Source organism: Pseudomonas sp. FSL R10-1350 (assembly GCF_009600525.1).
Lineage (GTDB): Bacteria > Pseudomonadota > Gammaproteobacteria > Pseudomonadales > Pseudomonadaceae > Aquipseudomonas > Aquipseudomonas helleri.
The window spans coordinates 1-26,989 of the sequence record NZ_WIVR01000064.1 but is presented as its reverse complement, the minus strand read 5'-3'; the positions used below and the strand labels follow the sequence as shown (position 1 = coordinate 26,989).

Annotated in this window: 28 protein-coding genes; 14 read left to right on the top strand and 14 right to left on the bottom strand. The window is 59.6% G+C overall.

Annotation, left to right across the window (positions count from 1 at the left end; translation table 11 throughout):
* The 7 genes from tatB to ubiE all read right to left on the bottom strand — a co-directional run.
* Nucleotides 1-299 (bottom strand): Sec-independent protein translocase protein TatB (tatB, locus tag GHO25_RS21360; RefSeq protein WP_153392271.1); only part of this gene is annotated, 299 nt, incomplete at its 3' end.
* A 10-nt stretch (nucleotides 300-309) separates the two neighbouring features.
* The gene (locus GHO25_RS21355) at nucleotides 310-588 is read right to left on the bottom strand and encodes a twin-arginine translocase TatA/TatE family subunit (protein WP_048366734.1); all 279 of its coding nucleotides are present in this window, start codon (nucleotides 586-588) and stop codon (nucleotides 310-312) included.
* A gap of 23 nt (nucleotides 589-611) precedes the next feature.
* Nucleotides 612-944 (bottom strand): phosphoribosyl-ATP diphosphatase, encoded by a 333-nt coding sequence (locus tag GHO25_RS21350; RefSeq protein WP_048366733.1) that lies wholly within the window; start codon nucleotides 942-944, stop codon nucleotides 612-614.
* Nucleotides 937-1,338: a phosphoribosyl-AMP cyclohydrolase gene (hisI, locus tag GHO25_RS21345; RefSeq protein WP_019412272.1), complete on the bottom strand. Its 402-nt coding sequence runs from the start codon at nucleotides 1,336-1,338 to the stop codon at nucleotides 937-939. The genes GHO25_RS21350 and hisI overlap by 8 nt, the downstream gene beginning before the upstream one ends.
* Nucleotides 1,339-1,400: 62 nt before the next feature.
* Nucleotides 1,401-3,008: a ubiquinone biosynthesis regulatory protein kinase UbiB gene (gene ubiB, locus GHO25_RS21340; RefSeq protein ID WP_048366731.1), complete on the bottom strand. Its 1,608-nt coding sequence runs from the start codon at nucleotides 3,006-3,008 to the stop codon at nucleotides 1,401-1,403.
* On the bottom strand, nucleotides 3,005-3,628 hold the full coding sequence (locus GHO25_RS21335) for an SCP2 domain-containing protein (RefSeq protein WP_153392269.1): 624 nt from the start codon (nucleotides 3,626-3,628) through the stop codon (nucleotides 3,005-3,007). The genes ubiB and GHO25_RS21335 overlap by 4 nt, the downstream gene beginning before the upstream one ends.
* On the bottom strand, nucleotides 3,628-4,398 hold the full coding sequence (gene ubiE, locus GHO25_RS21330; protein WP_048366729.1) for a bifunctional demethylmenaquinone methyltransferase/2-methoxy-6-polyprenyl-1,4-benzoquinol methylase UbiE: 771 nt from the start codon (nucleotides 4,396-4,398) through the stop codon (nucleotides 3,628-3,630). Before ubiE ends, GHO25_RS21335 begins: the two co-directional genes overlap by 1 nt.
* 110 nt (nucleotides 4,399-4,508) lie before the next feature.
* Between ubiE and GHO25_RS21325 the strand changes: the two genes are divergently transcribed.
* Both GHO25_RS21325 and GHO25_RS21320 read left to right on the top strand, forming a co-directional pair.
* On the top strand, nucleotides 4,509-4,784 hold the full coding sequence (locus GHO25_RS21325) for a polyhydroxyalkanoic acid system family protein (RefSeq protein ID WP_153392267.1): 276 nt from the start codon (nucleotides 4,509-4,511) through the stop codon (nucleotides 4,782-4,784).
* Between the two features lie 130 nt (nucleotides 4,785-4,914).
* The gene (locus tag GHO25_RS21320; RefSeq protein WP_153392265.1) at nucleotides 4,915-5,655 is read left to right on the top strand and encodes a phasin family protein; all 741 of its coding nucleotides are present in this window, start codon (nucleotides 4,915-4,917) and stop codon (nucleotides 5,653-5,655) included.
* Between the two features lie 99 nt (nucleotides 5,656-5,754).
* Here the strand turns inward: GHO25_RS21320 and GHO25_RS21315 are convergent, their stop codons facing one another.
* The 6 genes from GHO25_RS21315 to GHO25_RS21290 form a co-directional block, all read right to left on the bottom strand.
* Nucleotides 5,755-6,132 carry a gamma-butyrobetaine hydroxylase-like domain-containing protein gene (locus tag GHO25_RS21315; RefSeq protein ID WP_153392263.1) on the bottom strand — a complete coding sequence of 126 codons (378 nt, stop codon included), beginning with the start codon at nucleotides 6,130-6,132 and terminating at the stop codon, nucleotides 5,755-5,757.
* A gap of 75 nt (nucleotides 6,133-6,207) precedes the next feature.
* Entirely contained in the window at nucleotides 6,208-7,542 is a 1,335-nt protein-coding gene (gene hslU, locus GHO25_RS21310) for an ATP-dependent protease ATPase subunit HslU (RefSeq protein WP_048386399.1), read from the bottom strand.
* A 68-nt stretch (nucleotides 7,543-7,610) separates the two neighbouring features.
* Nucleotides 7,611-8,141 carry an ATP-dependent protease subunit HslV gene (gene hslV, locus GHO25_RS21305; RefSeq protein WP_153392261.1) on the bottom strand — a complete coding sequence of 177 codons (531 nt, stop codon included), beginning with the start codon at nucleotides 8,139-8,141 and terminating at the stop codon, nucleotides 7,611-7,613.
* Nucleotides 8,142-8,318: 177 nt separating this feature from the next.
* Nucleotides 8,319-9,014: an SPOR domain-containing protein gene (locus GHO25_RS21300; protein ID WP_153392259.1), complete on the bottom strand. Its 696-nt coding sequence runs from the start codon at nucleotides 9,012-9,014 to the stop codon at nucleotides 8,319-8,321.
* Nucleotide 9,015: 1 nt separating this feature from the next.
* On the bottom strand, nucleotides 9,016-10,752 hold the full coding sequence (gene argS / locus GHO25_RS21295) for an arginine--tRNA ligase (RefSeq protein WP_048366722.1): 1,737 nt from the start codon (nucleotides 10,750-10,752) through the stop codon (nucleotides 9,016-9,018).
* A gap of 170 nt (nucleotides 10,753-10,922) precedes the next feature.
* Complete coding sequence (locus GHO25_RS21290; protein WP_048366721.1) at nucleotides 10,923-13,142, bottom strand: primosomal protein N'; 2,220 nt, start codon at nucleotides 13,140-13,142, stop codon at nucleotides 10,923-10,925.
* A gap of 224 nt (nucleotides 13,143-13,366) precedes the next feature.
* On the opposite strand from GHO25_RS21290, the gene rpmE reads away from it, so the two are divergent.
* From rpmE to GHO25_RS21270, 4 genes are all read left to right on the top strand, one after another.
* A complete protein-coding gene (gene rpmE, locus GHO25_RS21285; RefSeq protein ID WP_048366720.1) occupies nucleotides 13,367-13,591 on the top strand; it encodes a 50S ribosomal protein L31 in 225 nt (74 codons plus the stop codon).
* A 5-nt stretch (nucleotides 13,592-13,596) separates the two neighbouring features.
* Nucleotides 13,597-14,433 carry a thermonuclease family protein gene (locus GHO25_RS21280; RefSeq protein WP_153392257.1) on the top strand — a complete coding sequence of 279 codons (837 nt, stop codon included), beginning with the start codon at nucleotides 13,597-13,599 and terminating at the stop codon, nucleotides 14,431-14,433.
* Between the two features lie 170 nt (nucleotides 14,434-14,603).
* Complete coding sequence (locus GHO25_RS21275; protein ID WP_048366718.1) at nucleotides 14,604-15,872, top strand: malic enzyme-like NAD(P)-binding protein; 1,269 nt, start codon at nucleotides 14,604-14,606, stop codon at nucleotides 15,870-15,872.
* 202 nt (nucleotides 15,873-16,074) lie between these two features.
* Nucleotides 16,075-17,391 (top strand): lipase family protein, encoded by a 1,317-nt coding sequence (locus GHO25_RS21270; RefSeq protein WP_178110176.1) that lies wholly within the window; start codon nucleotides 16,075-16,077, stop codon nucleotides 17,389-17,391.
* A 70-nt stretch (nucleotides 17,392-17,461) separates the two neighbouring features.
* Here the strand turns inward: GHO25_RS21270 and GHO25_RS21265 are convergent, their stop codons facing one another.
* The gene (locus tag GHO25_RS21265; protein ID WP_372240960.1) at nucleotides 17,462-19,885 is read right to left on the bottom strand and encodes a penicillin-binding protein 1A; all 2,424 of its coding nucleotides are present in this window, start codon (nucleotides 19,883-19,885) and stop codon (nucleotides 17,462-17,464) included.
* A gap of 207 nt (nucleotides 19,886-20,092) precedes the next feature.
* Here GHO25_RS21265 and pilM point away from each other — a divergent pair, with 207 nt between their 5' ends.
* From pilM to GHO25_RS21225, 8 genes are all read left to right on the top strand, one after another.
* Complete coding sequence (gene pilM / locus GHO25_RS21260) at nucleotides 20,093-21,064, top strand: type IV pilus assembly protein PilM (protein WP_178110175.1); 972 nt, start codon at nucleotides 20,093-20,095, stop codon at nucleotides 21,062-21,064.
* On the top strand, nucleotides 21,064-21,630 hold the full coding sequence (locus tag GHO25_RS21255) for a PilN domain-containing protein (RefSeq protein WP_048386385.1): 567 nt from the start codon (nucleotides 21,064-21,066) through the stop codon (nucleotides 21,628-21,630). Before pilM ends, GHO25_RS21255 begins: the two co-directional genes overlap by 1 nt.
* Nucleotides 21,630-22,241, top strand: a complete 612-nt coding sequence (locus tag GHO25_RS21250; protein WP_153330506.1) for a type 4a pilus biogenesis protein PilO — start codon at nucleotides 21,630-21,632, stop codon at nucleotides 22,239-22,241. The genes GHO25_RS21255 and GHO25_RS21250 overlap by 1 nt, the downstream gene beginning before the upstream one ends.
* A 5-nt stretch (nucleotides 22,242-22,246) precedes the next feature.
* Complete coding sequence (locus tag GHO25_RS21245; protein ID WP_153392250.1) at nucleotides 22,247-22,777, top strand: pilus assembly protein PilP; 531 nt, start codon at nucleotides 22,247-22,249, stop codon at nucleotides 22,775-22,777.
* 12 nt (nucleotides 22,778-22,789) lie between these two features.
* Nucleotides 22,790-24,151, top strand: a complete 1,362-nt coding sequence (locus GHO25_RS21240) for a type IV pilus secretin PilQ (protein ID WP_153392248.1) — start codon at nucleotides 22,790-22,792, stop codon at nucleotides 24,149-24,151.
* Between the two features lie 4 nt (nucleotides 24,152-24,155).
* On the top strand, nucleotides 24,156-24,674 hold the full coding sequence (gene aroK, locus GHO25_RS21235; protein WP_048366711.1) for a shikimate kinase AroK: 519 nt from the start codon (nucleotides 24,156-24,158) through the stop codon (nucleotides 24,672-24,674).
* 93 nt (nucleotides 24,675-24,767) lie between these two features.
* Nucleotides 24,768-25,868: a 3-dehydroquinate synthase gene (gene aroB, locus GHO25_RS21230; protein ID WP_048366710.1), complete on the top strand. Its 1,101-nt coding sequence runs from the start codon at nucleotides 24,768-24,770 to the stop codon at nucleotides 25,866-25,868.
* A gap of 10 nt (nucleotides 25,869-25,878) precedes the next feature.
* Nucleotides 25,879-26,989: ExeA family protein (locus tag GHO25_RS21225; protein WP_153392246.1), on the top strand; the 1,111-nt coding region annotated here is incomplete at its 3' end.

Below are 26,989 nucleotides of genomic sequence, written 5' to 3'. Positions count from 1 at the left end.
GCTGCGGGGGCTGCCACAGGCTCTGTCGGCACCGCGGGCGGCACCGTCGGCTGGAGCGGGGCCAAGATCTTCTTGGCTTCCTCTTCCATCGACAAGATGTGTTCGTTGTGCAACTGGCGACGGATCTCGTCAGCGCCGATTTCACGTTCAACTTCCTGTTTGATCGCATTGAAACTGCGTTTCAAGCGTCCGATCCACAGGCCGGCGGTGCGTGCAGCACCCGGCAGGCGCTCGGGGCCCAGCACCACGAGGGCAACCAGGCCGACAAGCAGCAGTTCACTGAAGCTGATACCGAACATGGGTTTTGGCTCACACGTCTTTGCGGGTCGGCTCTTCGACTTTTTGCGCCTGCACGTCGATGGTGTGCGGCTCATTCAGGGTCGAAGTGGTGTGCGGTGTCGGTGCGGCAGTTGGCTGCGCAGGAGGAACCACGGGTTCTGCAGGCTTTTCGTCGTCGTTCATGGCTTTGCGAAAGCCTTTGATCGACTCGCCCACGTCGGTGCCCAGATTTTTCAGTTTTTTGGTGCCGAAGACCAGGACCACGACTACCAGAATGACGATCCAGTGTTTCCAGTCAAAAATGCCCATGCTGTGCTCCTTGAAAAAAGGGTTTAGGCGGAAGGCCGGGAGGCTTTTTCCACGTGTCCGGAAGTGCCGATGCGGCGCTCCAGTTCATCCAGTACCGCCTGAGGATGCTGGCCCAGCTGGGCGAGCATGATCATGCTGTGGAACCATAAATCAGCCGTTTCGTAGATGACATCGCTGCAGTCACCGCTGATGGCAGCATCTTTGGCGGCAATGATGGTTTCGACCGACTCTTCGCCGACTTTTTCCAGGATCTTGTTCAAACCCTTGTGGTACAGGCTGGCGACATAGGAGCTGTCTGGCGTGGCGCCTTTGCGTGCTTCGAGCACTTGGGCGACGCGGTTCAGGGTGTCAGTCATGGGAGTGGCCTGCGTGATAAATGGCGTTCGGGTCTTTAAGTACCGGATCAACGGTCTTCCATTCGGCGTTTTCGTAAACGCGGTAGAAGCAGCTTTGACGGCCGGTATGGCAGGCGATGTCGCCGATTTGCTCAACCATCAGGATGATCACATCAGCGTCGCAGTCCAGGCGCATTTCATGCAGCTTTTGCACGTGGCCTGATTCTTCGCCTTTGCGCCACAGTTTGCCACGCGAGCGTGACCAGTAGATGGCACGGTTTTCTGCCGCGGTCAGGCTCAGGGCCTCGCGGTTCATCCAGGCCATCATCAGCACACGTCCGGTTTTATGGTCTTGGGCAATTGCAGGCACCAGGCCATCGTTGTCCCATTTGATCTCGTCCAGCCAGTCTTTCATGTTTGACTCCGCACTCGCGATGCCCACAGTTTGCCAGCCTCTCTCAAGAGTGACCAGAATTCCTACGATCGGCGCACGATCAGGTAAAGGCCCACCACCAGCAGGATACCCGCCGGCCAGTAACCGATGCTGCCCAAAGGTCCGACAGTTGCCAGTAAGGCGCCTGCGACCACATGCCCGGCGCCCAGCAGGCGCAAGAACCAGCCGTCCCGGGGCTCACGCACCGCCAGCGGCTGGTTTTTGGCGTGAGGTTGCGACATACGTTCCAGCAGGTCGCGGGTCATGCCCGCCAGATGCGGGATCTGCTCGACCTGGCTGTGCAGGTTGCGCAGCAGGGTTTTGGGGCTGACGCGCTCGCGCATCCAGCGTTCAAGGAACGGCTGCGCGGTGCTCCACAGGTCAAGGTCGGGGTATAGCTGGCGGCCCAGGCCTTCGATGTTAAGCAGGGTTTTTTGTAACAAAACCAACTGCGGCTGGACTTCCATGTTGAAGCGCCGAGCGGTCTGGAACAGGCGCATCAGCACCTGACCAAAGGAAATTTCTTTGAGCGGCTTCTCGAAAATCGGCTCGCACACGGTGCGGATCGCCGCCTCAAACTCGTTGAGCTTGGTGTTCGCAGGCACCCAGCCCGAGTCGATGTGCAGTTGGGCCACACGCCGGTAATCACGCTTGAAGAAGGCAAACAGGTTGCGCGCCAGGTAGTCCTGGTCTTCGGGGGTCAGGCTGCCGACGATGCCACAGTCGATGGCGATGTATTGCGGGCTCCACGGGCTGACCGTGCTGACGAAGATGTTGCCAGGGTGCATGTCGGCATGGAAAAAACTGTCACGAAACACTTGGGTGAAGAAGATCTCGACCCCGCGCTCGGCCAGCAGCTTCATGTCGGTGCGCTGGTCGGCCAAGGCCGCCAGATCGGTGACTTGCAGCCCGTAGATGCGCTCCATGACCAGCACCTTGGGGCGGCACCAGTCCCAGTAAATCTGCGGTACGTAGAGCAGCGGCGAACCTTCGAAGTTGCGCTTGAGCTGGCTGGCGTTGGCCGCCTCGCGCAGCAGGTCGAGTTCGTCGTAGATGGTTTTTTCGTAATCGCTGACCACGTCTACCGGGTGCAGCAGGCGCGCATCCGCGCTCAGGCGCTCGGCGGTCTTGGCCAGAATAAACAGCCAGGCCAGGTCAGAGCCGATGATCGGCTTGAGGCCCGGGCGGACGACTTTGACCACGACCTCTTCGCCGGTTTTGAGTTTGGCGGCGTGCACCTGGGCCACCGAGGCTGAGGCCAGCGGTTCAATGTCAAAACGGCTAAAGACTTCGCTGATTTTGGCGCCAAGCTGTTCTTCGATCAGCTTGACCGCCAGTTCCGGGTCGAACGGCGGAACGCGGTCTTGCAACAGCATCAACTCATCGGCGATGTCCGGTGGGAGCAAGTCGCGACGGGTCGACAGAATTTGCCCGAACTTGATAAAGATCGGTCCTAAGTCCTGCAAGGCCAACCGTAGGGCTGCGCCTCGGCTCAGTTCCAGCTTTTTACGCGGGAACCAGCGCCACGGCAGGGCATAACGCAGCGACAACAGCCACCACGGCAAGGGCAGAGCAAACAGCAGGTCATCCAGGCGGTAGCGAATGACGACGCGCTGGATGCGAAACAAACGGCGTATGGCAAGCAGCTTCATGCGTGATCGCTGGGCTTGAGGGATCGGCTGAGGCGCTCAAAGCGTGCCTCCAGGCGGTCCAGGTCGAGTTTAAGTCGGTCGATTTGCTCAAAGCGCGCTTGCGCTTCACGTTCGCCGACCAAGGTGCGGGCTTCTTCGCTCAGGTATTCGGCCAAATTCTGATTGAGGCTGGCGAAACCTTGCTGATACCAGTTGGCGCGGCTGCGCAGGTGGCCGCCGATCAACGCCGTAGGCACAGGGCCGATCCAGCGTGAGAGTTCGTACTCCCAGTCCAGCTCAAGGTCTTGCAGCACGGCGGCCAGCGCCATCAATGCGGCGCTGTCTCCTTCGAGGTCGACCTGCGGGCTGTGCAACACCGCGCTTTTGTCTTTGCTCAAGGCCAGGCGCAGCAGGGTCGACGTCGGGGCACGCAAGGTGCAGTCGGCTTCGGCGGCCCACTCAGCGGCCAGCATCAGGCCTTCATCGCTGGGCAGGATAAACAGCTGAACCGCCGGGCTGCTGCCGCGCACCGCAATGACCTTGCCGGTCAACGGGCGCAAGCGTGCCAAGGCCGTGCTGTCCAGGCGCAATACCCGGTTAACGCCGGTTTCGACGCTGGCGAGAAGGCCGCGCAGCAACATCAGGGCTTGATGCCGCGGTGCAGTGCGACGATACCTGAGGTCATGTTGTGATAGGTCACGCGGTCAAAACCGGCCTCGACCATCATCGACTTCAGTGTCTCCTGGTTCGGGTGCATGCGGATCGACTCAGCCAGGTAGCGGTAGCTGTCGGCATCGTTGAGCACCAGCTTGCCAACCATGGGCATAAAGGCGAACGAGTAGGCGTCGTAAACCTTGGACATCAGCGCGTTGGTTGGCTTGGAGAACTCCAGCACCAAGAGGCGGCCGCCCGGCTTGAGCACACGCAGCATGGAGCGCAGCGCGTCTTCTTTGTGGGTCACGTTACGCAGGCCAAAGGCGATGGTCACGCAGTCGAAGTGGTTGTCCGGGAACGGCAGCTTTTCGGCGTCGGCCTGAACGAACTCGATATTGCCGGCAACGCCTTTGTCCAGCAGGCGATCACGGCCTACCTTGAGCATCGAGGCGTTGATGTCGGCCAGTACCACGTGGCCGGTCGGGCCCACCAGTTGCGAAAACTTGCGCGCCAGATCGCCCGTACCGCCAGCGATGTCCAGCACCTTGTTGCCAGGGCGTACACCCGACAGTTCGATGGTGAAACGCTTCCACAGGCGGTGCATGCCGCCCGACAGAACGTCGTTCATCAGGTCATATTTACCGGCCACGGAGTGGAAAACCTCGGCGACTTTGTCGGCCTTTTGGCTTTCCGGCACGTTCTTGAAGCCGAAGTGAGTGGTGGGTTCGGCATCGCTGCCTTTGCGCTGATCAGTCATATCGCTGTCACCAGAAGAGAATGCTGGCCATTCTAATCCCGGTAGCCGGCTTTGTCTTGGCGAGGGTCAATGTAAGTATAGTGATCGACTTTTTTACGAGGAAAGCAGCAATGGCAAACATCAGTGTTGAGCGCACTCACACCCTGGGTCTTGAGCAGGCGCGGGTCAAGGCCCGGGAAGTGGTGGGTAAGCTGGAATCTCAGTACGGGCTGAGCCCTGAGTGGTCGGGCGACAAGGTGACCCTGAAACGTTCCGGGGTCGAGGCCCAACTGGAAGTGGATGAGCGCCGGGTCAAAGTGGACGTGAAACTGGGCATGTTGATGTCGGCGATGAGCGGCATGATCCAGTCAGAAATTGAACGCTCGCTGGACAAAGCGCTGGCATAAACCCGTTTTAAACCTGCCTTGAAACTAGGCGGATTAAGGTCTAAACCTGTTACAGGTGAACATGTTGTTCACCTTGATGACGCGGCGCTTTGACTCAAAGACGTCGCGACTGAACATTGAGGGGAACACAATGGCTGCAAAGAAACCGGCTGCACCTGCAAAAGAAAGTCACTCATGGACCGGCAAGATAGAAGAGTACTCGCGCAAGATCTGGTTGGCAGGCCTTGGGGTGTACTCAAAGATTGATGCCGATGGCAGCAAGCTGTTTGACAGTTTGGTCAAAGACGGCGAAAAAGCTGAAAAGCTGGCCAAGAGTGCAGGCAACAAGTTTGTCGATGAAGCCAAGGCAACCACCTCATCCGCGCGTTCACGGGTTGAAGACGTGAAAGACCTGGCGCTGGAGAAGTGGAGCGAATTCGAAGAGGCTTTCGATAAACGCCTGACCAGCGCGATCTCCCGTTTGGGCGTGCCGAGCCGCGAAGAAGTCAAAACCTTGCATGCGCAAGTCGACGTGTTGACCAAACACATCGAAAAACTCACCGCAGCCGCCGCAAAAGTCGCCGCCACCAAAGCCACGCCTGCAAGCAAGCCCGCGCCGGCCAAAGCGACGACCGCCAAGCCCGCCGTTAAGCCTGCTGCTGCCAAGCCCGCGGCCGCCAAACCAGCCACTAAGCCTGCAGCAGCTAAACCGGCAGCCAGCGCTGCGGCCAAGCCTGCGGCAAAACCCGCCGCTAAACCTGTCACCAAAGCCCCCGCCAAGCCAGCCGCAAAACCGGCAGCCAAGGCAGCGGCCAAGCCCGCCGCTAAAAAACCGGCAGCGGCCAAAAAACCAGCCGAAGTGAAGGCCCCGGAGCCAACCACCTCATCCTGAGTTGCCCACATCTGGACTGTAGGAGCGAGCTTGCCTCGCGATCTTTTGATCTTTAAAAAGCTCGCGAGACAAGCTTGCTCCTACAGTTTGGGCTGAGTGCTACAACATCAGCTTTACAACCGACACCGAAGGGTCGCGCGACTTGCCGGCGGCTTTGAGTTCGGCAAGGTAGTCCTGCCACAACTCATCTTTGCGTACTCCCAGCTGATACAGGTACTCCCAGGTAAACAGCCCGCTGTCATGGCCGTCATCGAAGGTCAGCTTCAGGGCGTACTGGCCTGCGGGTTCGATCTTGAGCAAACCGACATTGATTTTGCCGAATTGCAAAATGGGCTTGCCGTGGCCCTGCACCTCTGCGGACGGCGAATGCACGCGCAGCAGTTCGGCCGGCAGGTGGTATTCCTCGCCAGACGGGTATTTGAGGGTCAGGGTTTTTGAGGCTTTGTGCAGGTTGATGGCGCTGGGGATCATGGTCATAACCTTTTGGTCTTCACACAAACACAAACACGAAGCCGCTGTCGCAGGCTGCGACAGCGGCTACAGGTGCCCGGCTTACAAGATGTAGCGCGAGAGGTCTTCGTTCTTGGCCAGTTCGCCCAAGTGGCTGTTCACGTACTCGGCGTCAATACGAATCGGCTCTTCGTTCTGCGCGCTGGCGATGTCACCGGCACTGAACGATACCTCTTCGAGCAGGCGCTCCAGCAGCGTGTGCAGGCGACGAGCACCGATGTTTTCGGTTTTCTCGTTAACCTGCCAGGCAATTTCCGCCAGACGCTTGATGCCTTCAGGCTGGAACTCAATGTTCAGGCCTTCGGTTTTCAGCAGTTCGCGGTATTGCTCGGTCAGCGAAGCGTGCGGTTCGCTGAGGATGCGCTCGAAGTCTTCCGGGGTCAGCGCCTTGAGTTCGACACGGATCGGCAGACGGCCTTGCAGCTCAGGCACCAGGTCGCTTGGCTTGCTCAGGTGGAACGCACCGGAGGCGATAAACAGGATGTGGTCAGTTTTAACCATGCCCAGTTTGGTGTTGACGGTGCAGCCTTCGATCAGCGGCAGCAGGTCGCGCTGTACGCCTTCACGGGACACATCGGCGCCGCCGACGTTGCCGCGCTTGGCCACTTTGTCGATTTCGTCGATGAACACAATACCGTGCTGTTCAACGGCTTCCAGGGCTTTGGCCTTGAGTTCTTCGTCGTTGACCAGGCGGCTGGCTTCTTCGTCACGCACCATTTTCAGGGCTTCTTTGACTTTCAGCTTGCGGCTCTTGCGCTTGCCTTTGCCCATGTTGGCAAACAGGCTTTGCAGCTGGTTGGTCATTTCTTCCATGCCTGGCGGCGCGGAAATATCGACACCGGCCACGTCGGCCACTTCGATTTCAATTTCCTTGTCGTCCAGCTGGCCTTCACGCAGGCGCTTGCGGAACAGCTGACGGGTGTTGGAGTCCTGCGGTGCAGCCGCCTCTTCGCCAAACGTGCGGGCAGGTGGCAGCAGGGCGTCGAGAATGCGCTCTTCAGCGGCATCTTCAGCGCGGTGGCGAACTTTAACGATTTCTTGCTCGCGCAGCAGCTTGATCGCCGCGTCAGCCAGATCACGGATGATCGACTCAACGTCGCGGCCCACATAGCCCACTTCGGTGAATTTGGTGGCTTCAACCTTGATGAACGGTGCGTTGGCCAGCTTGGCCAGACGGCGCGCGATCTCGGTTTTACCGACACCGGTCGGGCCGATCATCAGGATGTTTTTCGGGGTGACTTCAACGCGCAGCTCTTCAGGGAGCTGCATGCGGCGCCAGCGGTTACGCAAGGCGATGGCAACGGCGCGTTTGGCGTCGTCCTGGCCGATGATATGGCGGTTGAGTTCGTGGACGATTTCGCGGGGAGTCATGGACATAATAATTGGCGTTCCTCTAGCTGAAGTCAGGTGCATACACGGGCCAGCGAACTGGCCCGGCAGGGGGCTTACTCAGCGAGGTCCTGCTCCTCAATAGTGATGTTGTGGTTGGTGAACACGCAGATGTCGCCAGCAATCCCGAGAGCGGTCTCGGCGATTTCGCGGGCCGGCAGGTCGGTTTTCATCAGCAGGGCGCGGGCTGCCGCTTGGGCAAAAGCACCGCCAGAACCCATGGCGATCAAGCCGTCTTCGGGCTCAACCACGTCGCCGTTACCGGTGATGATCAAGGATGCGTCTTTGTTGGTGACGGCCAACATGGCTTCCAGGCGGCTCAGCGAGCGGTCGGTACGCCATTCTTTGGCCAACTCGACAGCGGCGCGAACCAGATGGCCCTGATGTTTCTCAAGCTGGCCTTCAAAGCGTTCGAACAGGGTGAAAGCATCGGCAGTTGCACCGGCGAAACCGGCGATTACCTGGCCGTGGTACAGGCGACGGACTTTTTTCGCGTTGCCTTTCATCACGGTGTTGCCAAGAGAAACCTGGCCGTCGCCAGCCATAACGACTTTGCCGTGGCGGCGAACTGAAACGATGGTGGTCAAGGGAGAGTCTCCACGCAGCGGGGCGAAAATGCCTGATGGAGATACATATGGGGGTTGTAGCGCGTATTTCAACAGCGGGAGGGGAATGCGGATGAATGGAGTGAAGGAAGCGTCTGTAGGCGCTGGCGCAGGCTGCGATCTTTTCGAATGTTAAAAGATCGCAGCCTACGGCCTGGATTAGCGGCGCTGCTGCAACAACAGGTTGTTGAAGCCGCCACCGGCCAGTTGCTTCTGCGCCACGGTCAGTTGTTCGCGGTTGCTGAACGGGCCGACCAGTACCCGGTACCAGGTTTCGTCTTTCACCGTGCCCGACTCAACCGAAGCGGTTTGGCCGAGCAGGATGATTTGGGCGCGCACTTTGTCCGCATCGGCCTGTTTGCGGAACGAGCCCGCCTGCAGGAAGAACTTGGTCGTCGACGGCGCTTCCTTGACCACTGGCGGAGCAGGAGGTGGCGTCAGGCCGTTCAGGGCGGCTTGAGCCCGCACGGTGTCGATTTTTGCCGCTTCAGCCGGTGTCACCGGCGCCAGAGGGGCCGTTGGCTGCGCAGGTGGGGTCTTCTCCGGCACGGCTTCTGGCGGCACGATCACTTCTGACTCGGGCAACAAGGTATAGAAGTCGTACTTGGGCTTGACCGGCTGAGTCGGGCTCGGCGGCGTCTTGTTGGCTTCAGCCTGTTGCGAGGTTTTTTGCGCCTCTTGCTTGACCCGTTTGACGTCGTCGCCCTTGCCCGGCTCGAGCTTCATCAAAAACACGATAAACGCGCAGACGGTGAGGCCGATGGCCAGCCACAACCAGCCCGGAATCGGCTTTTTGGCTGGCGCCTGATACCGGCTGGCGCCTCGCTTGGGTGCAGGTTTTTTCTTGGCGGCCAACTTACATGCGCTCCAGAGTTTCCAGGCCCAGCAATTCCAGGCCTTGCTTGAGGGTCAGGCCGGCCAGGGCTGCCAGGCGCAGACGGCTTTGTTTTTGGGCCTCGTCTTCGGCGTTCAGGATCGGGCAGTTCTCGTAGAAGCTGGAGAACAGACCGGCCACTTCGTACAGGTAGGTGCACAGTGTGTGTGGCGTGCCTTTTTCAGCTACGTTGTTCAGCACTTCACCGAATTGCGCCAGTTTGGCGGCCAATTCCTGCTCTTGTGGCGCCGCCAGGACGATGTGCCCCGGTACTTCGTCGAAACGCTTGCCCAGTTTGCGGAACACGCCCGCCACACGGGTGTAGGCATACAGCAGGTAAGGTGCGGTATTGCCTTCAAAGTTCAACATCAGGTCAAAGTTGAAGCTGTAATCGCTGGCGCGGTGCTTGGACAGGTCCGCGTATTTCACCGCGTCGATGCCGACCACCTTGGCGATGGCGCGCAGTTCTTCTTCGGCCAGCTCAGGGTTCTTTTCTTTGACCAGGGTGTAGGCACGTTCCTGGGCTTCGGTAAGCAGGTCGATCAGTTTTACCGTGCCACCGTCGCGGGTCTTGAAAGGACGGCCGTCAGCGCCGTTCATGGTGCCGAAGCCCATGTGTTCCATTTCCATCGGATGGGTCACAAAACCGGCTTTGCGCGCCACGGCAAATACTTGCTGGAAGTGCAGGGCCTGACGCTGGTCGACGAAGTACAGGGCGCGGTCGGCTTTTAGTACGCCGCTGCGGTAGCGGATGGCTGCCAGGTCGGTGGTGGCGTACAGGTAGCCGCCGTCTGCCTTGACGATAATCACCGGCAAGGGCTCGCCTTCGGCGTTTTTGAACTCGTCGAGGAACACGCACTGCGCGCCGTTACTCTCCACCAGCATGCCTTTGGCTTTGAGGTCGTTGACCACGTTGATCAGGTCGTCGTTGTAGGCGCTTTCGCCCATCACGTCGTCCATGGTCAATTTAACGTTCAGCAGTTCGTAAATTTTCTGGCAGTGCGACAGCGAGATGTCTTTGAACTTGCTCCACAGCGCCAAGCAGTCCGGGTCACCGGCTTGCAGCTTGACCACCAGGCTACGGGCGCGGTCGGCAAACTCAGGGGACTCATCGAAGCGCTTTTTGGCAGCGCGGTAGAAGTTTTCGAGGTCAGACAGCTCGTCGCTGGTGATCGGGTTTTCTTCGAGATAGGCCATCAGCATGCCGAACTGGGTGCCCCAGTCGCCCACGTGGTTCTGACGGATCACTTCGTCGCCCAAAAACTCCAGCACCCGTGCTACGCCGTCACCGATGATGGTGGAGCGCAGGTGGCCTACGTGCATTTCCTTGGCCAGGTTAGGCGCGGACATGTCGACAGCGGTGCGCTGGTGTGGGCCGGATTTGCGCACGCCGAGCTTTGGGTCGGCCAGTGCGGCGTCCAGGCGCGAGGCCAGGGCTTGAGTGTTCTGGAAGAAGTTGAGGAAACCGGGGCCGGCGATTTCGACCTTGCTGATTTGCTCATCCGCCGGCAGCGCGGCAATGATTTTTTCAGCCAGATCGCGTGGCTTAAGGCCGGCAGGTTTGGCCAGCATCATGGCGATGTTGCTGGCGAAGTCGCCGTGGGTTTTGTCACGGGCGTTTTCCACCTGAATCGCTGGCGTCAGGCCTTCAGGCAACACACCTTCTGTGACGAGTTGAGCAAGGGCTTGTTGAATCAGCTGGCGAATGGTGTCTTTCATGGTCTTCTCTTTCGACCGCAAGCGCGGTAGCGCTTCAGTGCGCAGGTGGAAAAACTGGGTATTGTCCGCTAACGGAGCGGCAAGCTGCAAGCCTGTGGGAGCGAGCTTGTCTCGCGATCTTTTGATCGTTTAAAAGATCGCGAGACAAGCTCGCTCCTACACGGTTTGGATCAATACAGATCAACCGGGTCGACATCCAGCGACCAGCGGACTTGTCTGCCGCTGGGCATTTGTTCAAGGATCAGCAGCCAGTGGCTCAGCAGCCGATGCAGCGGCGCTCGGGCGTTGGCTTGTAAGAGTAGTTGAGCGCGGTAGCGTCCGGCCCTGCGTTCCATTGGCGCAGGCACGGGGCCCAGCAGTTCGATGCCGTGCAGGTTCAGTTCGCCCAGTAAACGCTCGGCCTCGCTGCAGGCTTCATCCAGGAACCCTTCGGCTTGCCCCGGTTTGTGCGCTTCGGCGCGCAACAGCGCCAGGTGCGCAAAGGGCGGCAAGCCCGCAGCCCGGCGCTCGCTCAAGGCCTGTTCGGCGAAGGCAAAGTAGCCTTGCTCGGTCAGTTGAATCAGCAGCGGGTGGTCGGCCAGGTGGGTCTGGATAATCACCCGGCCCGGTTCTTCAGCCCGGCCCGCACGGCCTGCGACCTGCACGATCAATTGCGCCATGCGTTCGCTGGCGCGGAAGTCGCCCGAGAACAGCCCGCCGTCAGCATCCAGAATCGACACCAGCGTTACCCGTGGAAAGTGGTGGCCCTTTGCGAGCATTTGCGTGCCCACCAAAATGCACGGCTGGCCTTTCTGGATGGTTGCAAACAGCTGGTTCATCGCGTCTTTGCGTGACGTGCTGTCGCGGTCGACCCGCAGCACCGGGTAATCCGGGAACAAAATCGCCAGCCGCTCTTCGGCTCGCTCGGTGCCTGCCCCTACAGGGCGCAAATCAACCTTGGCGCATTGCGGGCAATTGCGCGGCACGCGCTCGACGTAACCGCAGTGATGGCAGCGCAATTCGCCTGAGCGCTGATGAACGGTCATGCGCGCGTCGCAGCGCTTGCACTCCGACATCCAGCCGCAGTCATGGCACAGCAGGGTCGGTGCAAAGCCGCGACGGTTGAGAAACACCAGTACTTGCTGGCCCGCCGCCAGTGTCTGGCCGATGGCTTGTTGCATCGGCCCGGAAATACCGCTGTCCAGTGGGCGACTTTTTACATCCAGGCGCAGGAATCGCGGCTGCTTGGCTCCGCCTGCACGTTCATTCAAACGCAGCAAACCATAGCGACCGGTGTAGGCGTTATGCAGGCTTTCGAGCGAGGGAGTGGCAGAGCCGAGCACGATCGGGATGTTTTCTTGGCGTGCCCGCACCAGCGCCAAGTCGCGGGCGTGGTAGCGCAGGCCTTCCTGCTGTTTATAAGAACCGTCGTGTTCTTCGTCGATGATGATCAGCCCGGGGTTTTTCATCGGGGTGAACAGCGCCGAGCGCGTGCCAATAATAATGTCGGCCTCGCCGTCGCGGGCCGCCAGCCAGCTTTCGAGGCGCTCGCGATCATTGACCGCCGAATGCACCAGCGCGATACGGGCGTTGAAGCGTTGTTCGAAACGGGCCAGGGTTTGCGGTCCCAGGTTGATCTCCGGGATCAGCACCAAGGCCTGTTTACCGGCTTCGAGGGTTTCGCGGATCAACTGCAAATACACTTCGGTCTTGCCGCTTCCGGTCACGCCCGCCAATAAAAAGGCATGGAAGCTGTCGAACCCGGCGCGAATCGCCTCGCAGGCGGCACGTTGCTCATCGTTGAGCGGCAGCTCGGGCTGGGCCAGCCAGCGTTCATGGCGTGCACTGGGCGCGTGGCGGCGAATTTCGACCGTCACCAGCTCTTTGGCCAGCAACAGGTCGAGGCTGTCCTTGTTCAGCTTTAACTTGCTCAACAGCTGATGGGCCACGCCGTGCGGGTGCTGGGCGAGAGTGGCCAGGGCCTCGCGCTGGCGCGGGGCGCGGGCGATACGCGGGTCATCCAGCTTGGCGCCGGGGGCTATCTGCCAGAAACGCTCCTGGCGCGCTTCGGCCAGTTCGCCCTGGCGCAGCAGCACGGGCAGCGCCCAGCTCAGTGTGTCGCCCAAGCTGTGCTGGTAATACTGCGACGTCCACAGGCACAGCTTGAATAGCGATGCGGGCAGCGGTGGCGTGGTATCGAGCAGGGCGATGGCCGGTTTGAGCTTGTCGGCCGGGACTTCGCTGTGATCGACCACCTCGACCAGAATGCCGATCATTTCCCGTCGCCCGAACGGCACCCGCAAGCGCATGCCAGGCTGTAATTGACTGCGCAGCACGCCCGCAGGCGCCCGGTAGTCAAACAGGCGGCGCAAAGGGGAAGGCAGGGCAAGGCGCAAAATGGCGTCGGGCACGCGGGGCTCTCAAGTGGTCGGCGTTCAATATGGCCGGGAGCCTAGCAGACAACGCGCCCGGAAGCAGGTTCGGGGTGGCTGAAAACCCGTAGATGAAGATCAAGAAACAGCCGACCCCCGGTGCTTGCGTCTGTTTAAAGGTCTGGTATCATTCCCGCCCTAAATTTACGTGCGGTATTCAACAATGGTGTTGAGTGGCGGCACGCTAGCCTGAGGAATACCCCATGAAAGCCGATATCCATCCAGCGTACGAAGTGATCGAAGTAACTTGCAGCTGCGGCAACAAGTTCGAAACTCGTTCTAACCTGTGCAAGCCACTGGGTACTGACGTATGCAACGAGTGCCACCCGTTCTACACCGGTAAGCAAAAAACTCTGGACGTTGGCGGTCGTGTTGATCGCTTCAAGACTCGTTTTGGTGCTTTCGGCGCTAAAAAAGTCGCCGAGTAAGGCACATGACCTTGGCCAGGCTTTTGGGTCTGACCGGGTTAATGAAAAAGGCGTCCCTTGTGGGCGCCTTTTTTGTGCCCGCGATTTGGTATTCCGTCGCTCAGGCGCAGGTTCTGTGCCCGGCGCCGCGCGCGGTCACCTACGCGCAGGTGGAGCGCGTGGTCGATGGCGACTCGCTGCGGCTTAAAGATGGCCGCAGCGTGCGTCTGATTGGCCTCAATGCCCCGGAAACCGGTAAAAAGGGCCGCCCTGACGAGCCGTTTGCCGATGCCGCACGCAAACGCCTGCAAGCACTGGTCACGCAGAGTGACGGGCGTGTCGGCTTGCTACCGGGGTTGCAGCCGCAAGATCGCTATGGGCGTACTCTGGCCCATGTTTTCGGCGCCAATGGCAGCAATTTCGAAGCACAGTTGCTGGCCGATGGCCTGGGGTTTCAAGTCGCTCTTGCGCCTAACGTAGAACTGCTCGATTGCCAGCAGGCTGCCGAGCAGCGTGCGCGTGCAGCCTCACTCGGGTTGTGGCGAAAATCACCGGTGCTGGCCCCGCAGCAGATCAGCCGTTCGGGTTTCGCGCTGGTCAGTGCCAAGGTCACCCGGGTGCAGCGAAACCGTGGTGGCCTGTGGATTGATCTGCAAGGCGGGGCGGTGGTGCGCATTGCCCCTGAGTACTTGAGCAACTTCGATCAGGCAGCGCTCAACCGCTTGCAGGGCAAGCAAATCGAAGTGCGCGGCTGGGTGCTGGATCGTGCCCGGCGCGGTGGTTTGAAATCGGGGCAGGCGCGCTGGATGTTGTCATTGACCCATCCGGGCATGATAAAAACCATTTCGAATGTAAAGTTGTAGACAATTTTATATTTAAATTGTGGACATTCAGCCCTTCTAGGTCGCGGCTCTTGGCCCAAAGTCGTAGGGTAAAGCCCTTGACACTGCTGACTGGTCAGTCTTGTCGGGACTTTACGACACGCGTATGCTCGGCGGTCCGTCGTCCAACAGAAAAAAAGCGGAATGCCTATATGTCTGATTTGAAAACCGCCGCTCTCGAATATCATGCCCAGCCCCGCCCGGGGAAACTGAGCGTCGAGCTCACCAAGCCTACTGCGACTGCCCGCGATCTAGCGCTGGCATACAGCCCGGGTGTAGCCGAGCCAGTACGCGAAATCGCCCGCGATCCTGAGCTGGCCTACAAGTACACCGGCAAGGGCAACCTGGTCGCCGTAATTTCTGATGGCACCGCAATTCTGGGCTTGGGCAACCTCGGCCCGTTGGCGTCCAAGCCGGTTATGGAAGGCAAAGGCGTGCTGTTCAAGCGCTTTGCCGGTGTGGATGTGTTCGACATCGAAGTCGACGCCGAAAGCCCACAAGCTTTCATCGATACCGTTAAGCGTATTTCCATCACCTTCGGCGGCATCAACCTCGAAGACATCAAGGCACCTGAGTGCTTTGAGATTGAGCGCGCTCTGATCGAGCAGTGCGACATTCCGGTTTTCCACGATGACCAGCACGGCACCGCGATCGTGACCGCGGCCGGCATGATCAACGCCCTGGAAATCGCTGGCAAAACCCTGCCAGAAGCCAAGATCGTGTGCCTGGGCGCAGGCGCAGCGGCCATCTCCTGCATGAAGTTGCTGGTGAGCATGGGCGCCAAGATCGAAAACATCTACATGATCGACCGTACCGGCGTGATCCACTCCGGCCGTGACGACCTGAACCAGTACAAAGCGGTGTTCGCTCACGCGACCGAAAAACGCACCCTGGATGACGCCTTGCAAGGCGCTGATGTGTTCGTAGGCCTGTCCGGCCCGAACCTGCTGAGCGCTGAAGGCCTGAAGTCCATGGCGGCCAACCCGATCGTGTTCGCGTGCTCCAACCCGGATCCAGAGATCTCTCCGGAACTGGCTCACGCTACCCGTAGCGACGTGATCATGGCCACCGGCCGTTCGGACTACCCGAACCAGGTCAACAACGTACTGGGCTTCCCGTTCATCTTCCGTGGTGCCCTGGACGTTCGCGCCAAGCGCATCAACGAAGAAATGAAAATCGCAGCGGCCAACGCACTGCGTGAACTGGCCAAACTGCCAGTGCCACAAGAAGTGTGCGACGCCTACGGCGGTATCAAACTGGAATTCGGTCGTGAGTACATCATCCCGAAACCAATGGATAAGCGCCTGATCACCCTGATCTCCGATGCCGTGGCTAAAGCCGCTATCGAGACCGGTGTGGCCACCCTGCCGTACCCGAAACACTACCCGCTGAAAAGCGTGGATGACGTCTTCAACGGCTAAGCCCGCGTAGCGTCAAACTAAAAGCCCCGGCTCGCAAGAGTCGGGGCTTTTTGCGTTAAGGGGGCTGAAAGCGACTGTTTGTCTCTCAAGTATTTCTTGTGTATTTCGAGAATTTTCCTACATCCATCACCGGCACTATCCGTTAGCGTCTGCTCTCCTTTATTGACTCCAGCCCATGACGCCTTCTGATATGCAGACACCAGTGCCTGATCTCCTGAATACCTGTCTTCAATTGGCCGATGAACAGGGCCAGCGTCACCACGATGGCCTGTATGCGACAGGGCGCGGAGCAATCAACGGAGTATTGCGTGCTCAAAGCCTCATGTTGTCGGGTGCGGGCCAGCAATGTGCCCTGAACCGCTACCAAATGGCCTTGGTGGCCGCTCACGGCGGCGGCATCCTGGAGGCTGCCGCGTCTGAGCGTCATGGCTATCGTCCGCTGTACCAGAACGTAGCGTATTCACAGCGTTTTCAGCCGGTGCCGGGGGCCTGCGACCAGCTGTTTATGGCCCATAACCCTGAACTGTTGCTGATCGCCGTTCGCGAACCGCGCGCGGCGACGGCCTTTTTGGAGGATGGCGATCTTGAGCCGGTGCCCTTTGAAGAGGGGGCAGGCCGCGTGCACCGGGGCTTTTACCATGCTGCCAAGCGCCTCTATGAGCGCGTGAGTACGTGCCTGGGTAACGGCTTCGACGGGCATAAAGTGCTGATGTGCGGGCACGGTGTGAGTGGCGCCATTGCGCTGATTCTGGGGCAGATGCTGCGCCATCGTGACGTGCAGCTTTATACCTACGGCGCCCCTCGTGCGGGCGACGCGACCTTTGTTCGAGCGGCACAGTCGCTGACGCATTACCGCATGGTCCACCATCACGACCTGTTGCCCAGCCTGCCAGGCAGTTGGATGAACACCCGTCTGTCGGCGTATCACGGGCACGCCGCGCAGAGCTTTAACCATACGCCGCCTGAGCTGGGTGTGTTTGTGGCTGGCCTTGGCGCATTGACCGGCGAGCTGTATCAGCATCACGGAGCCTTGTGCCACTTCATGCCGCTGGCGTCCGGGCGGGAGAGTGCGCACCTGATGTGGGCACCCACGAGCGATATTGTGACCCAGCATGCGCTGAGTCGTTTGGTGTTTGAGCGGCTGCGTGACAGCCCCGAGTGCGACGGGATGGTTGGGATCGGCCTTGTGGATTCGTTGGGCGTAGACAGCTATGTGGCGAGCAGTTGGGCGGCATTGCAGCGTTCACAGGCCGCATTGGAGGCTCGTGAACCCGAAGTGACAGAAGCTGTAATAAAGGCGGTTGATCTGGCGTTTGAGCATATTGGCCAGCAACTGCGTAGCCGTTATCAGGCCGTGGTGAGCGAGGTGTATGCGCACTCGCATGAGCAAGAACGCATGATCAACCTGTTGATGCGCGAGCTGAGCCGGCTCCACATCACCCGCCAGCGCTTGTACGACATGAGGTTCAAGGTGCCAAGCGTGGCTGAGGTGTATGGCGACTGTGTTCAGCAGCCCTAAACAAAAGGGGGTTAGCTGCAAGCGGCTTCAAACTTGCCGCTTGCAGCTAACCCCCTTGACGCTCTCTTCGTCAGAAGAGATCTATTGGCGCCCCGTCTTCTGCTGGCAGCGGGCTGCCCGGTGCCGGGGTGCTGCCCAGTTCGCTGTTGGTCGGCGGTGTGTCTTCGCTTTTGAACAGTTCAAAGTAGGCGCCCGGTGTGCCCGGTGAGGCAATGCGGCCGCTGGCCGGGTCGATGCGCAGGCTGAGGATGCCTTCCGGCTCGGCTTGGGTGTGAGCAGGTTTGCCTTTGAGCGCGCCGCCCATGTAGCTCATCCAGATCGGTAGGGCCACGGTGCCACCGTACTCGCGACGGCCAAGGCTCACGGGTTGGTCGAAACCGGTCCATACGGTGGTCACGTAATCGGCGTTGTAGCCCGAGAACCACGCATCTTTGGACTCGTTGGTGGTACCGGTTTTGCCTGCCAGGTCGGTACGGCCAAGCGCCAGGGCGCGGCGCCCGGTACCGCGTTTGATCACGTCCTGCAGCATGCTGGTGAGGATGTAAGTGGTGCGCCCGTCAACGATACGCTCAGCGACGGCCTGGGTTTCTGCGGTGGGCAGGCCAGGGGCGGCGTTGATGGTGTCAATGGTCAGCGCGGCGGCCTCTGCAGGCACGTCTTTGCTGGCGGTTTTCGGAACGCTTGGCGGGTTGGCCACGAACAGGGTTTCGCCGTTGCGGCTTTCAATCTTGTCGATCAGGTACGGCGTGATTTTGTAACCGCCGTTGGCAAAGGTGCTCCAGCCCGTAGCGATTTCCATCGGCGTCAGGGTGGCGGTCCCCAGGGCCAGCGACAGGTTGCGCGGCAGGTCCTGTTTGCTGAAGCCGAACTTGCTGATGTAGTCGATGGTGCGGTCGACACCCAGGCTTTGCAGGGTGCGGATCGACACCAGGTTGCGCGACTTGTACAGCGCTTCACGCAGCGGGATCGGGCCAAGGAAGGTGTTGGTGTCGTTCTTCGGGCGCCAGACCTTGTCCAGGTACTCATCGACAAACACGATCGGTGCGTCGTTTACCAGGGTGGCGGCGGTGTAGCCGTTATCCAGGGCGGCGCTGTAAATGAACGGTTTGAAGCTGGAGCCCGGTTGGCGTTTGGCCTGGGTGGCACGGTTGTAGTTGCTTTGCTCGAAGGCAAAACCACCCACCAGTGCACGAATGGCGCCGTTGTCCGGGTCAAGGGATACCAGCGCGCCTTGCACGTCAGGGACCTGACTGAACTTGTAAGTGCCATTGGCTTGCGGTTGCAGGCGAATCAAATCGCCAACTTGCGCCACATCCGAAGGCTGCTTGGGCATGGGGCCCATGCTGTTGGTGTTAATGAACTTGCGCGCCCATTTCATGCTGTCCCACGGTACGTGAGCTTCGCCGTTACGGGTCAGCACTTGCAGGCCGTCTTTGTCGACCTGGGTCACGATGGCCGGCTCAAGCCCGCTGATGGTGCGCTGTTTGGTCAGCTCCTGAGCCCAGGCCGACGGAGATTTGCCGGCAAAGCGTGATTCAGGGCCGCGATAGCCGTGGCGTTGGTCGTAGACCATCAAGCCGTCTTCAACCGACTTGTTGGCCAGCTCTTGCAGGTCGCTCGGGACGGTCGTAGTAACGCGATAACCTTCGGTGTAGGCCTCGCTGCCATAACGGCCGACCATTTCGGCGCGGGCCATTTCAGCGATGTAAGGCGCGTTCACTTCTGGCGTCGGCACGTGGTAGCTGGCGTTCACTGGCTCGGCAATCGCGGCTTCATAACTGGCCTGGTCGATTTTGCCCAGCTTGTACATGCGGCCCAAAATCCAGTCGCGGCGTTCTTTACTGCGCACCGGGTTGGCCAGCGGGTTGAAGCGCGAAGGGGCTTTTGGCAGACCGGCAATCATTGCCATCTGCGCCAGGCTCAGGTCACGGATCGACTTGCCGTAGTAAACCTGCGCAGCAGACTCGATGCCGTAAGCGCGGTTACCCAGGTAAATCTTGTTCACGTACAGCTCAAGGATCTCGTCCTTGGTCAGCTCGCGTTCGATTTCCAGAGCCAGCAGAATTTCGTTGGTTTTGCGTGAAAAGCTCCGCTCACTGGTGAGGAAATAGTTCTTCGCCACCTGCATCGTGATGGTGCTGCCACCCGATTGTATGTGTCCGCTTTTTACCAGCTGGCTGGCGGCACGCATCAAGCTGCTCGGATCAACCCCGTAATGATTGGCGAAGTTGTCATCTTCTGCCGAGAGCAGTGCATTGATGAAATTGGGCGGAATGTCGGCGAACTTGATCGGAGAACGGCGCATTTCGCCAAACTCTGCAATCAATTTCCCGTCGCTGGTGTAGACCCGCAAAGGAATCTGCAACTGGATGCTTCTCAACGACTCTACGGACGGCAAGCCAGGACTAAGATAGAGAAACGCGCCGCTGAGCACGAGCAAAAGCCCGCAGACCACGGCAACGAAAGACCACCCGAAAAACTTCAGCAGACGAATCAAGGCTTTTGGATTTCCAGATTAAGAAATGGGTTTGCACGTCAGGGTAGTGCGCATGCTGCGCCGGGTCGACGATGCGGAAAAAAACGCCCGGCATTATAAGCATTTTTCGGCTGCCAGCGTCATGGGCCGCATGTCAGAACGGGTTATGAACGGATCTCATTTTTTACCCTCCGTAAGTCACGGAATGCATTAGGGAAAATCACAGTGCCCGGATATTTTTGTAAAGCCCGCCAGCGGTATGTGGGTGTCGACATTGGCTCGCACACGATAAAAATTGTCGAATTGAGCCGTTCAAACGGCCCCTTCCAGCTGGAGGCCTATGCGGTTGAACCGCTGCCCGCCACGCTCATGGACGATCAGACCAGCGCCGAGCCGAAAAGTGTCGCCCAGGTGCTGCTCAAGGCGCTGGGTGCCGCTTCGGTGTCGGCGAGCGAGGCGGTGGTGGCGCTGCCGGACACGCACGTCATCTGTAAACAGCTTGAGGTGGACGCCGGGCTCAGCGATGACGATCTGGAACTGTACGTACGGCTGGAGGCCGAGCAATACATTCCGTATGCCCTGGACGAAGCCGCCCTGGATTTCGACGTGCTGGGGCCTTCACCAAACAACCCCGAACAGCTGCACGTGCTGCTGGTGACGTGCCGCCAGCAAACCTTGGCGTGGTACGAGGCGGTGCTGAGCCAGGCCGGGCTCAAGGCGCGAGTGATCGCGGTTCAGGCCCATGCGCTGGCGCGTGCGATTGAAGGCGCAACACCGTTGGTCGCTGAGGCGCAGGTGCCGGCCACCGTGGCCGTCATCGACGTAGCGGGCCACACCACGCTGCTCAGTGTCGTGCACCAAGGGCAGGTGCTTTATGCCCGTGAGCTGTTGTTTGGCGCCGGCACACTTGAAGAGGGCGGCTTTAACCCGGGCGCGCTGGAGCAGGTGAAGCGTGGGCTTGAGCAATACGCCGAATCAGCTGTAGCGCCCGCCGTGCAATCGCTTTGGTTGGCGGGGCCAATCGGCGCCCGCAGCGGCCTGAGTGCCTGGTTTGAGGCCCGCCTCGGGCTGCCCGTGCACGTTGCCAACCCGTTTTCGCAAATGACCATTAGCCCTTTGGTTACACCTCAAGCCTTGCGTTGCGATGCCCCGATGTTGTTGACTGCCTGCGGTCTGGCCTTGAGGGGGTTTGATTAATGGCGAGCATCAACTTACTGCCGTGGCGCACCCTGTTGCGAGAAAAACGACGTAAGCGTTTTGTAGTCGTACTGATCGCACTGTCAGCGGTGGCGGTAGGCGGGTTGTTTGTGATCGACCACTTTATTGACCGGGCGGTTGAACGACAGCTGGCGCGCAACGACTTGATCAGAAGCTCGATGGTGCAACTGGATGGTCGTGCCGAGCAGATCGATCAGTTGAAAGTGCGTCGCGAGCAATTGCTTGAGCGCATGCAGACCATCGAAACGCTACAGGGCAACCGGTCTGACAGCGGGATCATTTTGGAGCAGTTGGCGCGCAGCTTGCCCAAGGGCGTGTTTTTTACCGACGTAAAAATGTCTGACCAGACCCTTGTGATCACCGGGGTGGCGCAGTCCAACAGCCTCGTCGCCGAGTTGATGCGCAATCTGGATGCCTCGCATTGGCTTGAAGCGCCGGTGCTGATCGACGTGCAGGCAGGTCCCAGCCCAAGCGAAGGGCCGCAGCGTCTGTTTCAAATGAGCGTGCGCCAAACGCGGCATGCCCATACCGGCGCCCAGTTCTGATGGTTGCTCAGTGGCTGGCGCGCCTGAGCCATTTTGATTTGCGAGACCTGAGCGTTGAGCGTGTCAGCAATGGCCCGTTAAAGCTCAAGGCCTTGGTTGCACTGTTGTTAGTGAGTGCAGTGCTGGTGATGGGCTACGGGCTGATGCTGCGGGCGCCGATTAGCCAGCTTGCCCAGCAGCGTGACGCCGAAGTGACGCTGCATGGCGAATTTGTTGCCAAGGCCACTCAGGTAGCGAGCCTGGAAGCCCAATGGGTGTCGATGCATGAGCTGGAAGCGGCGTTCAGCGACGTCTTAAAGCAACTGCCCGGTCAGGCCCAAGTGCCCGGCCTGTTGGATGACATGTCTCGTCTCGGCCAGACCAGCGGCTTGCAGATCGAACACATTCAGTGGTCGCCCGAGGTGTTGCAACCGTTCTACGCCGAACTGCCGTTAAAGCTGGTGCTGATTGGCGGCTATCACGACCTGGGGCATTTCGTCAGCCAGTTGGCGGGCTTGCCGCGCATTGTCACCCTGCATGACTTCACCCTCACCCCACTCAATGAGTCAAACGATGGCCAATTGCGCATGACGCTGCTGGCCAAGACCTACCGCACCTACGATCAAGGATAGATCCTATGAGTGTTGGCTTTCGGCTGCTCGGTGCCTGCTGTCTGGCGGGCCTGACGGGCTGCGATCACGCGCAAAACCTGGCGCAACTGCAAGCATCATTACAGGCAGTGCCGGCGGGCCCGGTCGCCGTTATGGCGGCTGTACCGCGTGTCGAGCCTCCCGCTGTGGTGGCGTATGCAGCGGCGGGGTTGCGCAGCCCTTTTCAGGCGCAACTTGACGGCGGAACAGGGCGTTGGCAGCCCAGCTTGCTGGTGGCCGAAGACCTGGACAACGACCGCCCCCGGCATTTTCTGGAGGGGCTGGCCCTTGAGCAATTCGAGATGGTCGGCACGTTTTCCAATGAGCACGGGGCCAACGCCCTGTTGCGCGCCAATGGGCTGGTGCACCGTTTGAAGGTCGGTGACTACCTGGGGCGCAATAACGGGCAGGTTGCCTCGATCAATCGCGCACACGTTGAAGTGTTTGAAGTGATTTCAGATGGTCAGGGCGGTTGGCTGGAAAGGTCCCTGAGCATCCCTTTAAAGCAGCAGTCTTAACGGATAAACACCATGAAAAGGATTTTCCCGGTCTGTGCACTGGCGCTATGGAGTGCGCTGAATTCGCAGGCAGCGCTGGCCATCGTCCAGCATCAACTCCCGTTGTCAGTAAAACCCCCTGTCGTGGCGCCGCCCCCGGTGTATGTCGGGGAAAAGGTCTCGCTGAATTTTCAGGCCATTGAAGTGCGCACGGTGTTGCAGCTATTGGCCGAATTTACCCGGTTCAACCTGGTGGTCAGTGATGCGGTACAAGGCAGCATTACCCTCAATTTGCAGGAGGTGCCGTGGGATCAGGCGCTGGACCTGGTGCTGGCGAGCAAAGACCTTGGCAAGCGCCTCGAAGGCAATGTGCTGTTGATAGCCCCTGCTGAAGAAATCGCCGCCCGTGAGCGCCACGAATTGGAGGCGCACAACCAGCGGGCTGAGCTGGCGCCGTTGCGACGCGAATTGGTGCAGGTCAATTACGCCAAGGCCAGTGACATCGCCAAGCTGTTCCAGTCCGTTACCCACGGCCAGGACGGCATGGGCCCGCGCGGCTCAATCACCGTCGATGAGCGCACCAATAACATCATCGCGCTGCAGTCGGACGAGCAGTTGGCCGAACTGCGGCGCATCGTGGCGCAACTGGACGTGCCGGTTCGTCAGGTCATGATCGAAGCGCGCATTGTGGAAGCCGGGGTGGATTTTGAACGCCATCTGGGGGTGCGCTGGGGTGGCACCTTGAATGCGGGTGGCAACTGGAGTGTCGGCGGCACGGGCGCCGGGGCGGGCGAGATGAGTGCGCCCTTTATCGACATGGGCGTCAGGGGCAATACCTCGGGTTTGGGCATCGCCTTTATCAGCAATAACGTCTTGCTGGACCTTGAGTTGAGCGCCATGGAAAAAACCGGCAATGGCGAAATCATCTCTCAACCCAAAGTGGTCACGTCCGACAAGGAGACCGCCAAAATCCTTAAAGGCACCGAAATTCCTTACCAGGAGTCCAGTGCCAGCGGCGCCACCTCCGTGTCATTCAAAGAGGCCTCCCTGTCGCTGGAGGTGACCCCGCAAATCACCCCGGACAACAGCGTCATCATGGACGTGGTGGTGACCAAGGACGAGCCGGACTACATGAATATGGTCAATGATGTGCCGCCGATCAAAAAGAACGAGGTCAACGCCAAGGTGCTGGTCAAAAATGGCGAAACCATCGTAATCGGCGGTGTTTTCTCAAATACTCAAAGCAATGTGGTAGATAAAGTGCCATTTTTGGGCGATCTGCCGTATGTTGGCCGACTTTTCCGTAAAGACGTTGTGCTGGAAAAAAAATCCGAGCTGCTGGTGTTCCTTACTCCGCGTATTATGAGCAACCAGGCGATTGCTGTGAGTCATTGATTCTGTGCGAAATTTGATTCTTGTTGGGCCCATGGGGGCTGGTAAAAGCACCATCGGACGTTTGCTGGCCAAAGAGCTGCACCTGCCATTTAAAGATTCCGATAAGGAAATTGAAGTGCGCACCGGTGCCAATATCCCGTGGATCTTCGATAAAGAAGGCGAGCCAGGCTTTCGTGATCGCGAATCGGCCATGATCGCCGAGCTGTGCGAGGCCGATGGCGTGGTGTTGGCGACCGGCGGCGGTGCCGTGATGCGCCCCGAAAACCGCAAGGCGTTGTGGGCGGGCGGGCGCGTGGTGTATTTGCATGCATCGGTTGAACAGCAGGTGGCCCGCACCGCGCGCGATCGCAATCGGCCCTTGCTGCGCACCGCCAACCCCGAGAAAACCCTGCGCGATTTGCTGGCCATGCGTGACCCGCTTTATCGTGAAATCGCCGACCTGGTGGTAGAAACCGATGAGCGGCCGCCACGAATGGTGGTTCTGGATATTCTCGAGCGGCTGGGGCAGCTGCCTCCCCGTTAAAGTGCGCCACGAAATGCGTTATCCTCGGCGCCGACCATGACCGCGCAGCGGCATGCCATCACTTGATAATTGCGAAACAAGGCACGGGGTTTCATGCAGACACTGAAGGTTGATCTAGGCGAGCGTAGTTACCCAATTCACATTGGCGAAGGTTTGTTGGATCAGCCCGAGTTGCTGGCCCCGCACATCGCTGGCCGCCAAGTGGCGATTGTGACCAATGAAACCGTTGCGCCACTCTACCTCGAGCGTCTGACGCGCAGCCTCGCGCAGTATTCTGTGGTGCCGATCATCCTGCCGGATGGCGAAGCGCACAAAAACTGGGAAACCCTGCAACTGATCTTTGATGGCCTGCTCACTGCCCGTCATGACCGTCGCACCACCGTGGTCGCCCTGGGCGGCGGCGTAGTGGGGGACATGGCCGGTTTTGCGGCGGCGTGCTACCAGCGCGGCGTCGATTTCATTCAGGTGCCGACCACCTTGCTGTCCCAGGTCGATTCGTCGGTCGGCGGTAAAACCGGCATCAACCACCCGCTGGGCAAAAACATGGTGGGCGCGTTCTACCAGCCCAATCTGGTGCTGATCGATACCCAAACCCTCAACACCTTGCCTGAGCGCGAGTTGTCGGCAGGCCTGGCAGAAGTCATCAAGTACGGGCTGATCTGCGACGAGCCGTTCCTGACCTGGCTTGAAGACAACATGGATGCCCTGCGCGGCCTTGATCAACAGGCCCTGACTGCAGCGATTTACCGTTCATGCGAGGCCAAGGCCATCGTTGTGGGCGCTGATGAACGCGAGTCGGGTGTACGCGCTACGCTTAACCTGGGCCATACATTTGGCCACGCGATCGAAACCCACATGGGCTATGGCGTGTGGTTGCACGGCGAAGCGGTGGCAACTGGCACCGTGATGGCGCTGGAAATGTCCGCACGTCTGGGCTGGATCACTGACGCCGAGCGTGACCGCGGGATTCGCCTGTTCGAGCGCGCCGGCTTGCCGGTGGTGCCGCCTGCTGAAATGAGTCCGGCTGATTTCATGCAGCACATGGCAGTTGATAAAAAAGTGATCGACGGTCGTATGCGCCTGGTGCTGTTGCGTCGCATCGGTGAAGCGACAGTGACCGACGATTATCCACAAGAGGTTCTACAAGCCACGCTGGGTGCGGATTACCGCGCGCTGGCTCAGCTTAAAGGTTAATAAGATCCCGATGACTAGTTTGCATGCCGACGAGGCGTTCCTCGGTCACTTCCAGCTGACCCATGACCCGTTCGCCCCTCGGGTGCCGGGTTTCAAGTTTTTCCCTGCACAGCGCAAGCCCGTGCTGGGGCAATTGCACCACCTCGCCCGCTACAGCCAGTTACTGCTGGTGGTGACCGGCCCTGAAGGCAGCGGCAAGACCTTGCTGCGCCAGGCACTGGTGGCCAGCACCAACAAGCAGTCGGTACAGAGCGTGGTGGTATCGGCGCGCGGTGCAGGCGATGCGGCAGGTATTTTGCGCCAGGTGGCGCAAACCCTGAACGTGGCCCGGCCTGAAGTCGACGCGATCCTCAAGCAAGTGGTGCAATTGGCCCTCACCGGTCAAGAAGTCTACTTGCTGGTCGATGATGCCGAGCAGCTCGACGACTCAGCCCAGGAAGCCTTGCTGGGCCTGGCCGCCGGTACGCCCGAAGGCCGTCCACATGTGTTCCTGTTCGGCGAGCCGTCGATGATTGCCGGGCTTGAGCAGCTCAGCGGTGATGAAGAGCGCTTCCACGTCATCGAATTGCAGCCCTACACCGAAGAAGAAACCCGCGAGTATCTGGCTCAGCGCCTTGAAGGTGCAGGGCGCGGAATCGAACTCTTTAGCGCTCAGCAGATCTCAGATATACATGAGAGCTCTGGAGGCTGGCCTGGCATCATCAATCAGGTCGCCCGCGATGCAATGATCGAAGCCATGATTGCCAGCCGTTCAGCGGTCAAGCGTCCAAGTATGGGGTTCAAAATGCCGAAGAAGCACGTATTGGCCATTGGTGCCGTTGTGGTCGTGGCGGTTGCCGCAGCTGTGTTGATTCCTGGCCGGGGCAAAACGCCGACCGCGCCAAACGCTGAACAGGGGCAATTGCCGCTGGGTCAGGCCACGCCGAAAAATGGCGCCAACCCGTCGATTGATTTCGCCGGTTCTTCCCAGCCGATGCCGTTGCCGCTGGTTGGGCAATCGCAACCGGTCATGCGTGGCCCGCTGGCGGAAGCCGCCGGTGGCATTAGCGAAGGCGACGACGGCGGTGCGCCTGCGGTCGATGGCGGTGTGGCCAACCCGCCAACCGTCACCACCACCGCGC

Coding starts and splice junctions, on each gene's coding strand:
- GHO25_RS21245 (WP_153392250.1), top strand. CDS start 22,247: ATGAGTGTTGGCTTTCGGCTGCTCGGTGCCTGCTGTCTGGCGGGCCTG.
- ubiB (WP_048366731.1), bottom strand. CDS start 3,008: ATGAAGCTGCTTGCCATACGCCGTTTGTTTCGCATCCAGCGCGTCGTC.
- hisI (WP_019412272.1), bottom strand. CDS start 1,338: ATGAAAGACTGGCTGGACGAGATCAAATGGGACAACGATGGCCTGGTG.
- ubiE (WP_048366729.1), bottom strand. CDS start 4,398: ATGACTGATCAGCGCAAAGGCAGCGATGCCGAACCCACCACTCACTTC.
- GHO25_RS21275 (WP_048366718.1), top strand. CDS start 14,604: ATGTCTGATTTGAAAACCGCCGCTCTCGAATATCATGCCCAGCCCCGC.
- rpmE (WP_048366720.1), top strand. CDS start 13,367: ATGAAAGCCGATATCCATCCAGCGTACGAAGTGATCGAAGTAACTTGC.
- GHO25_RS21325 (WP_153392267.1), top strand. CDS start 4,509: ATGGCAAACATCAGTGTTGAGCGCACTCACACCCTGGGTCTTGAGCAG.
- GHO25_RS21255 (WP_048386385.1), top strand. CDS start 21,064: ATGGCGAGCATCAACTTACTGCCGTGGCGCACCCTGTTGCGAGAAAAA.
- hslU (WP_048386399.1), bottom strand. CDS start 7,542: ATGTCCATGACTCCCCGCGAAATCGTCCACGAACTCAACCGCCATATC.
- GHO25_RS21320 (WP_153392265.1), top strand. CDS start 4,915: ATGGCTGCAAAGAAACCGGCTGCACCTGCAAAAGAAAGTCACTCATGG.
- aroB (WP_048366710.1), top strand. CDS start 24,768: ATGCAGACACTGAAGGTTGATCTAGGCGAGCGTAGTTACCCAATTCAC.
- GHO25_RS21240 (WP_153392248.1), top strand. CDS start 22,790: ATGAAAAGGATTTTCCCGGTCTGTGCACTGGCGCTATGGAGTGCGCTG.
- GHO25_RS21315 (WP_153392263.1), bottom strand. CDS start 6,132: ATGACCATGATCCCCAGCGCCATCAACCTGCACAAAGCCTCAAAAACC.
- GHO25_RS21355 (WP_048366734.1), bottom strand. CDS start 588: ATGGGCATTTTTGACTGGAAACACTGGATCGTCATTCTGGTAGTCGTG.
- GHO25_RS21335 (WP_153392269.1), bottom strand. CDS start 3,628: ATGTTGCTGCGCGGCCTTCTCGCCAGCGTCGAAACCGGCGTTAACCGG.
- GHO25_RS21250 (WP_153330506.1), top strand. CDS start 21,630: ATGGTTGCTCAGTGGCTGGCGCGCCTGAGCCATTTTGATTTGCGAGAC.
- argS (WP_048366722.1), bottom strand. CDS start 10,752: ATGAAAGACACCATTCGCCAGCTGATTCAACAAGCCCTTGCTCAACTC.
- GHO25_RS21350 (WP_048366733.1), bottom strand. CDS start 944: ATGACTGACACCCTGAACCGCGTCGCCCAAGTGCTCGAAGCACGCAAA.
- GHO25_RS21280 (WP_153392257.1), top strand. CDS start 13,597: ATGACCTTGGCCAGGCTTTTGGGTCTGACCGGGTTAATGAAAAAGGCG.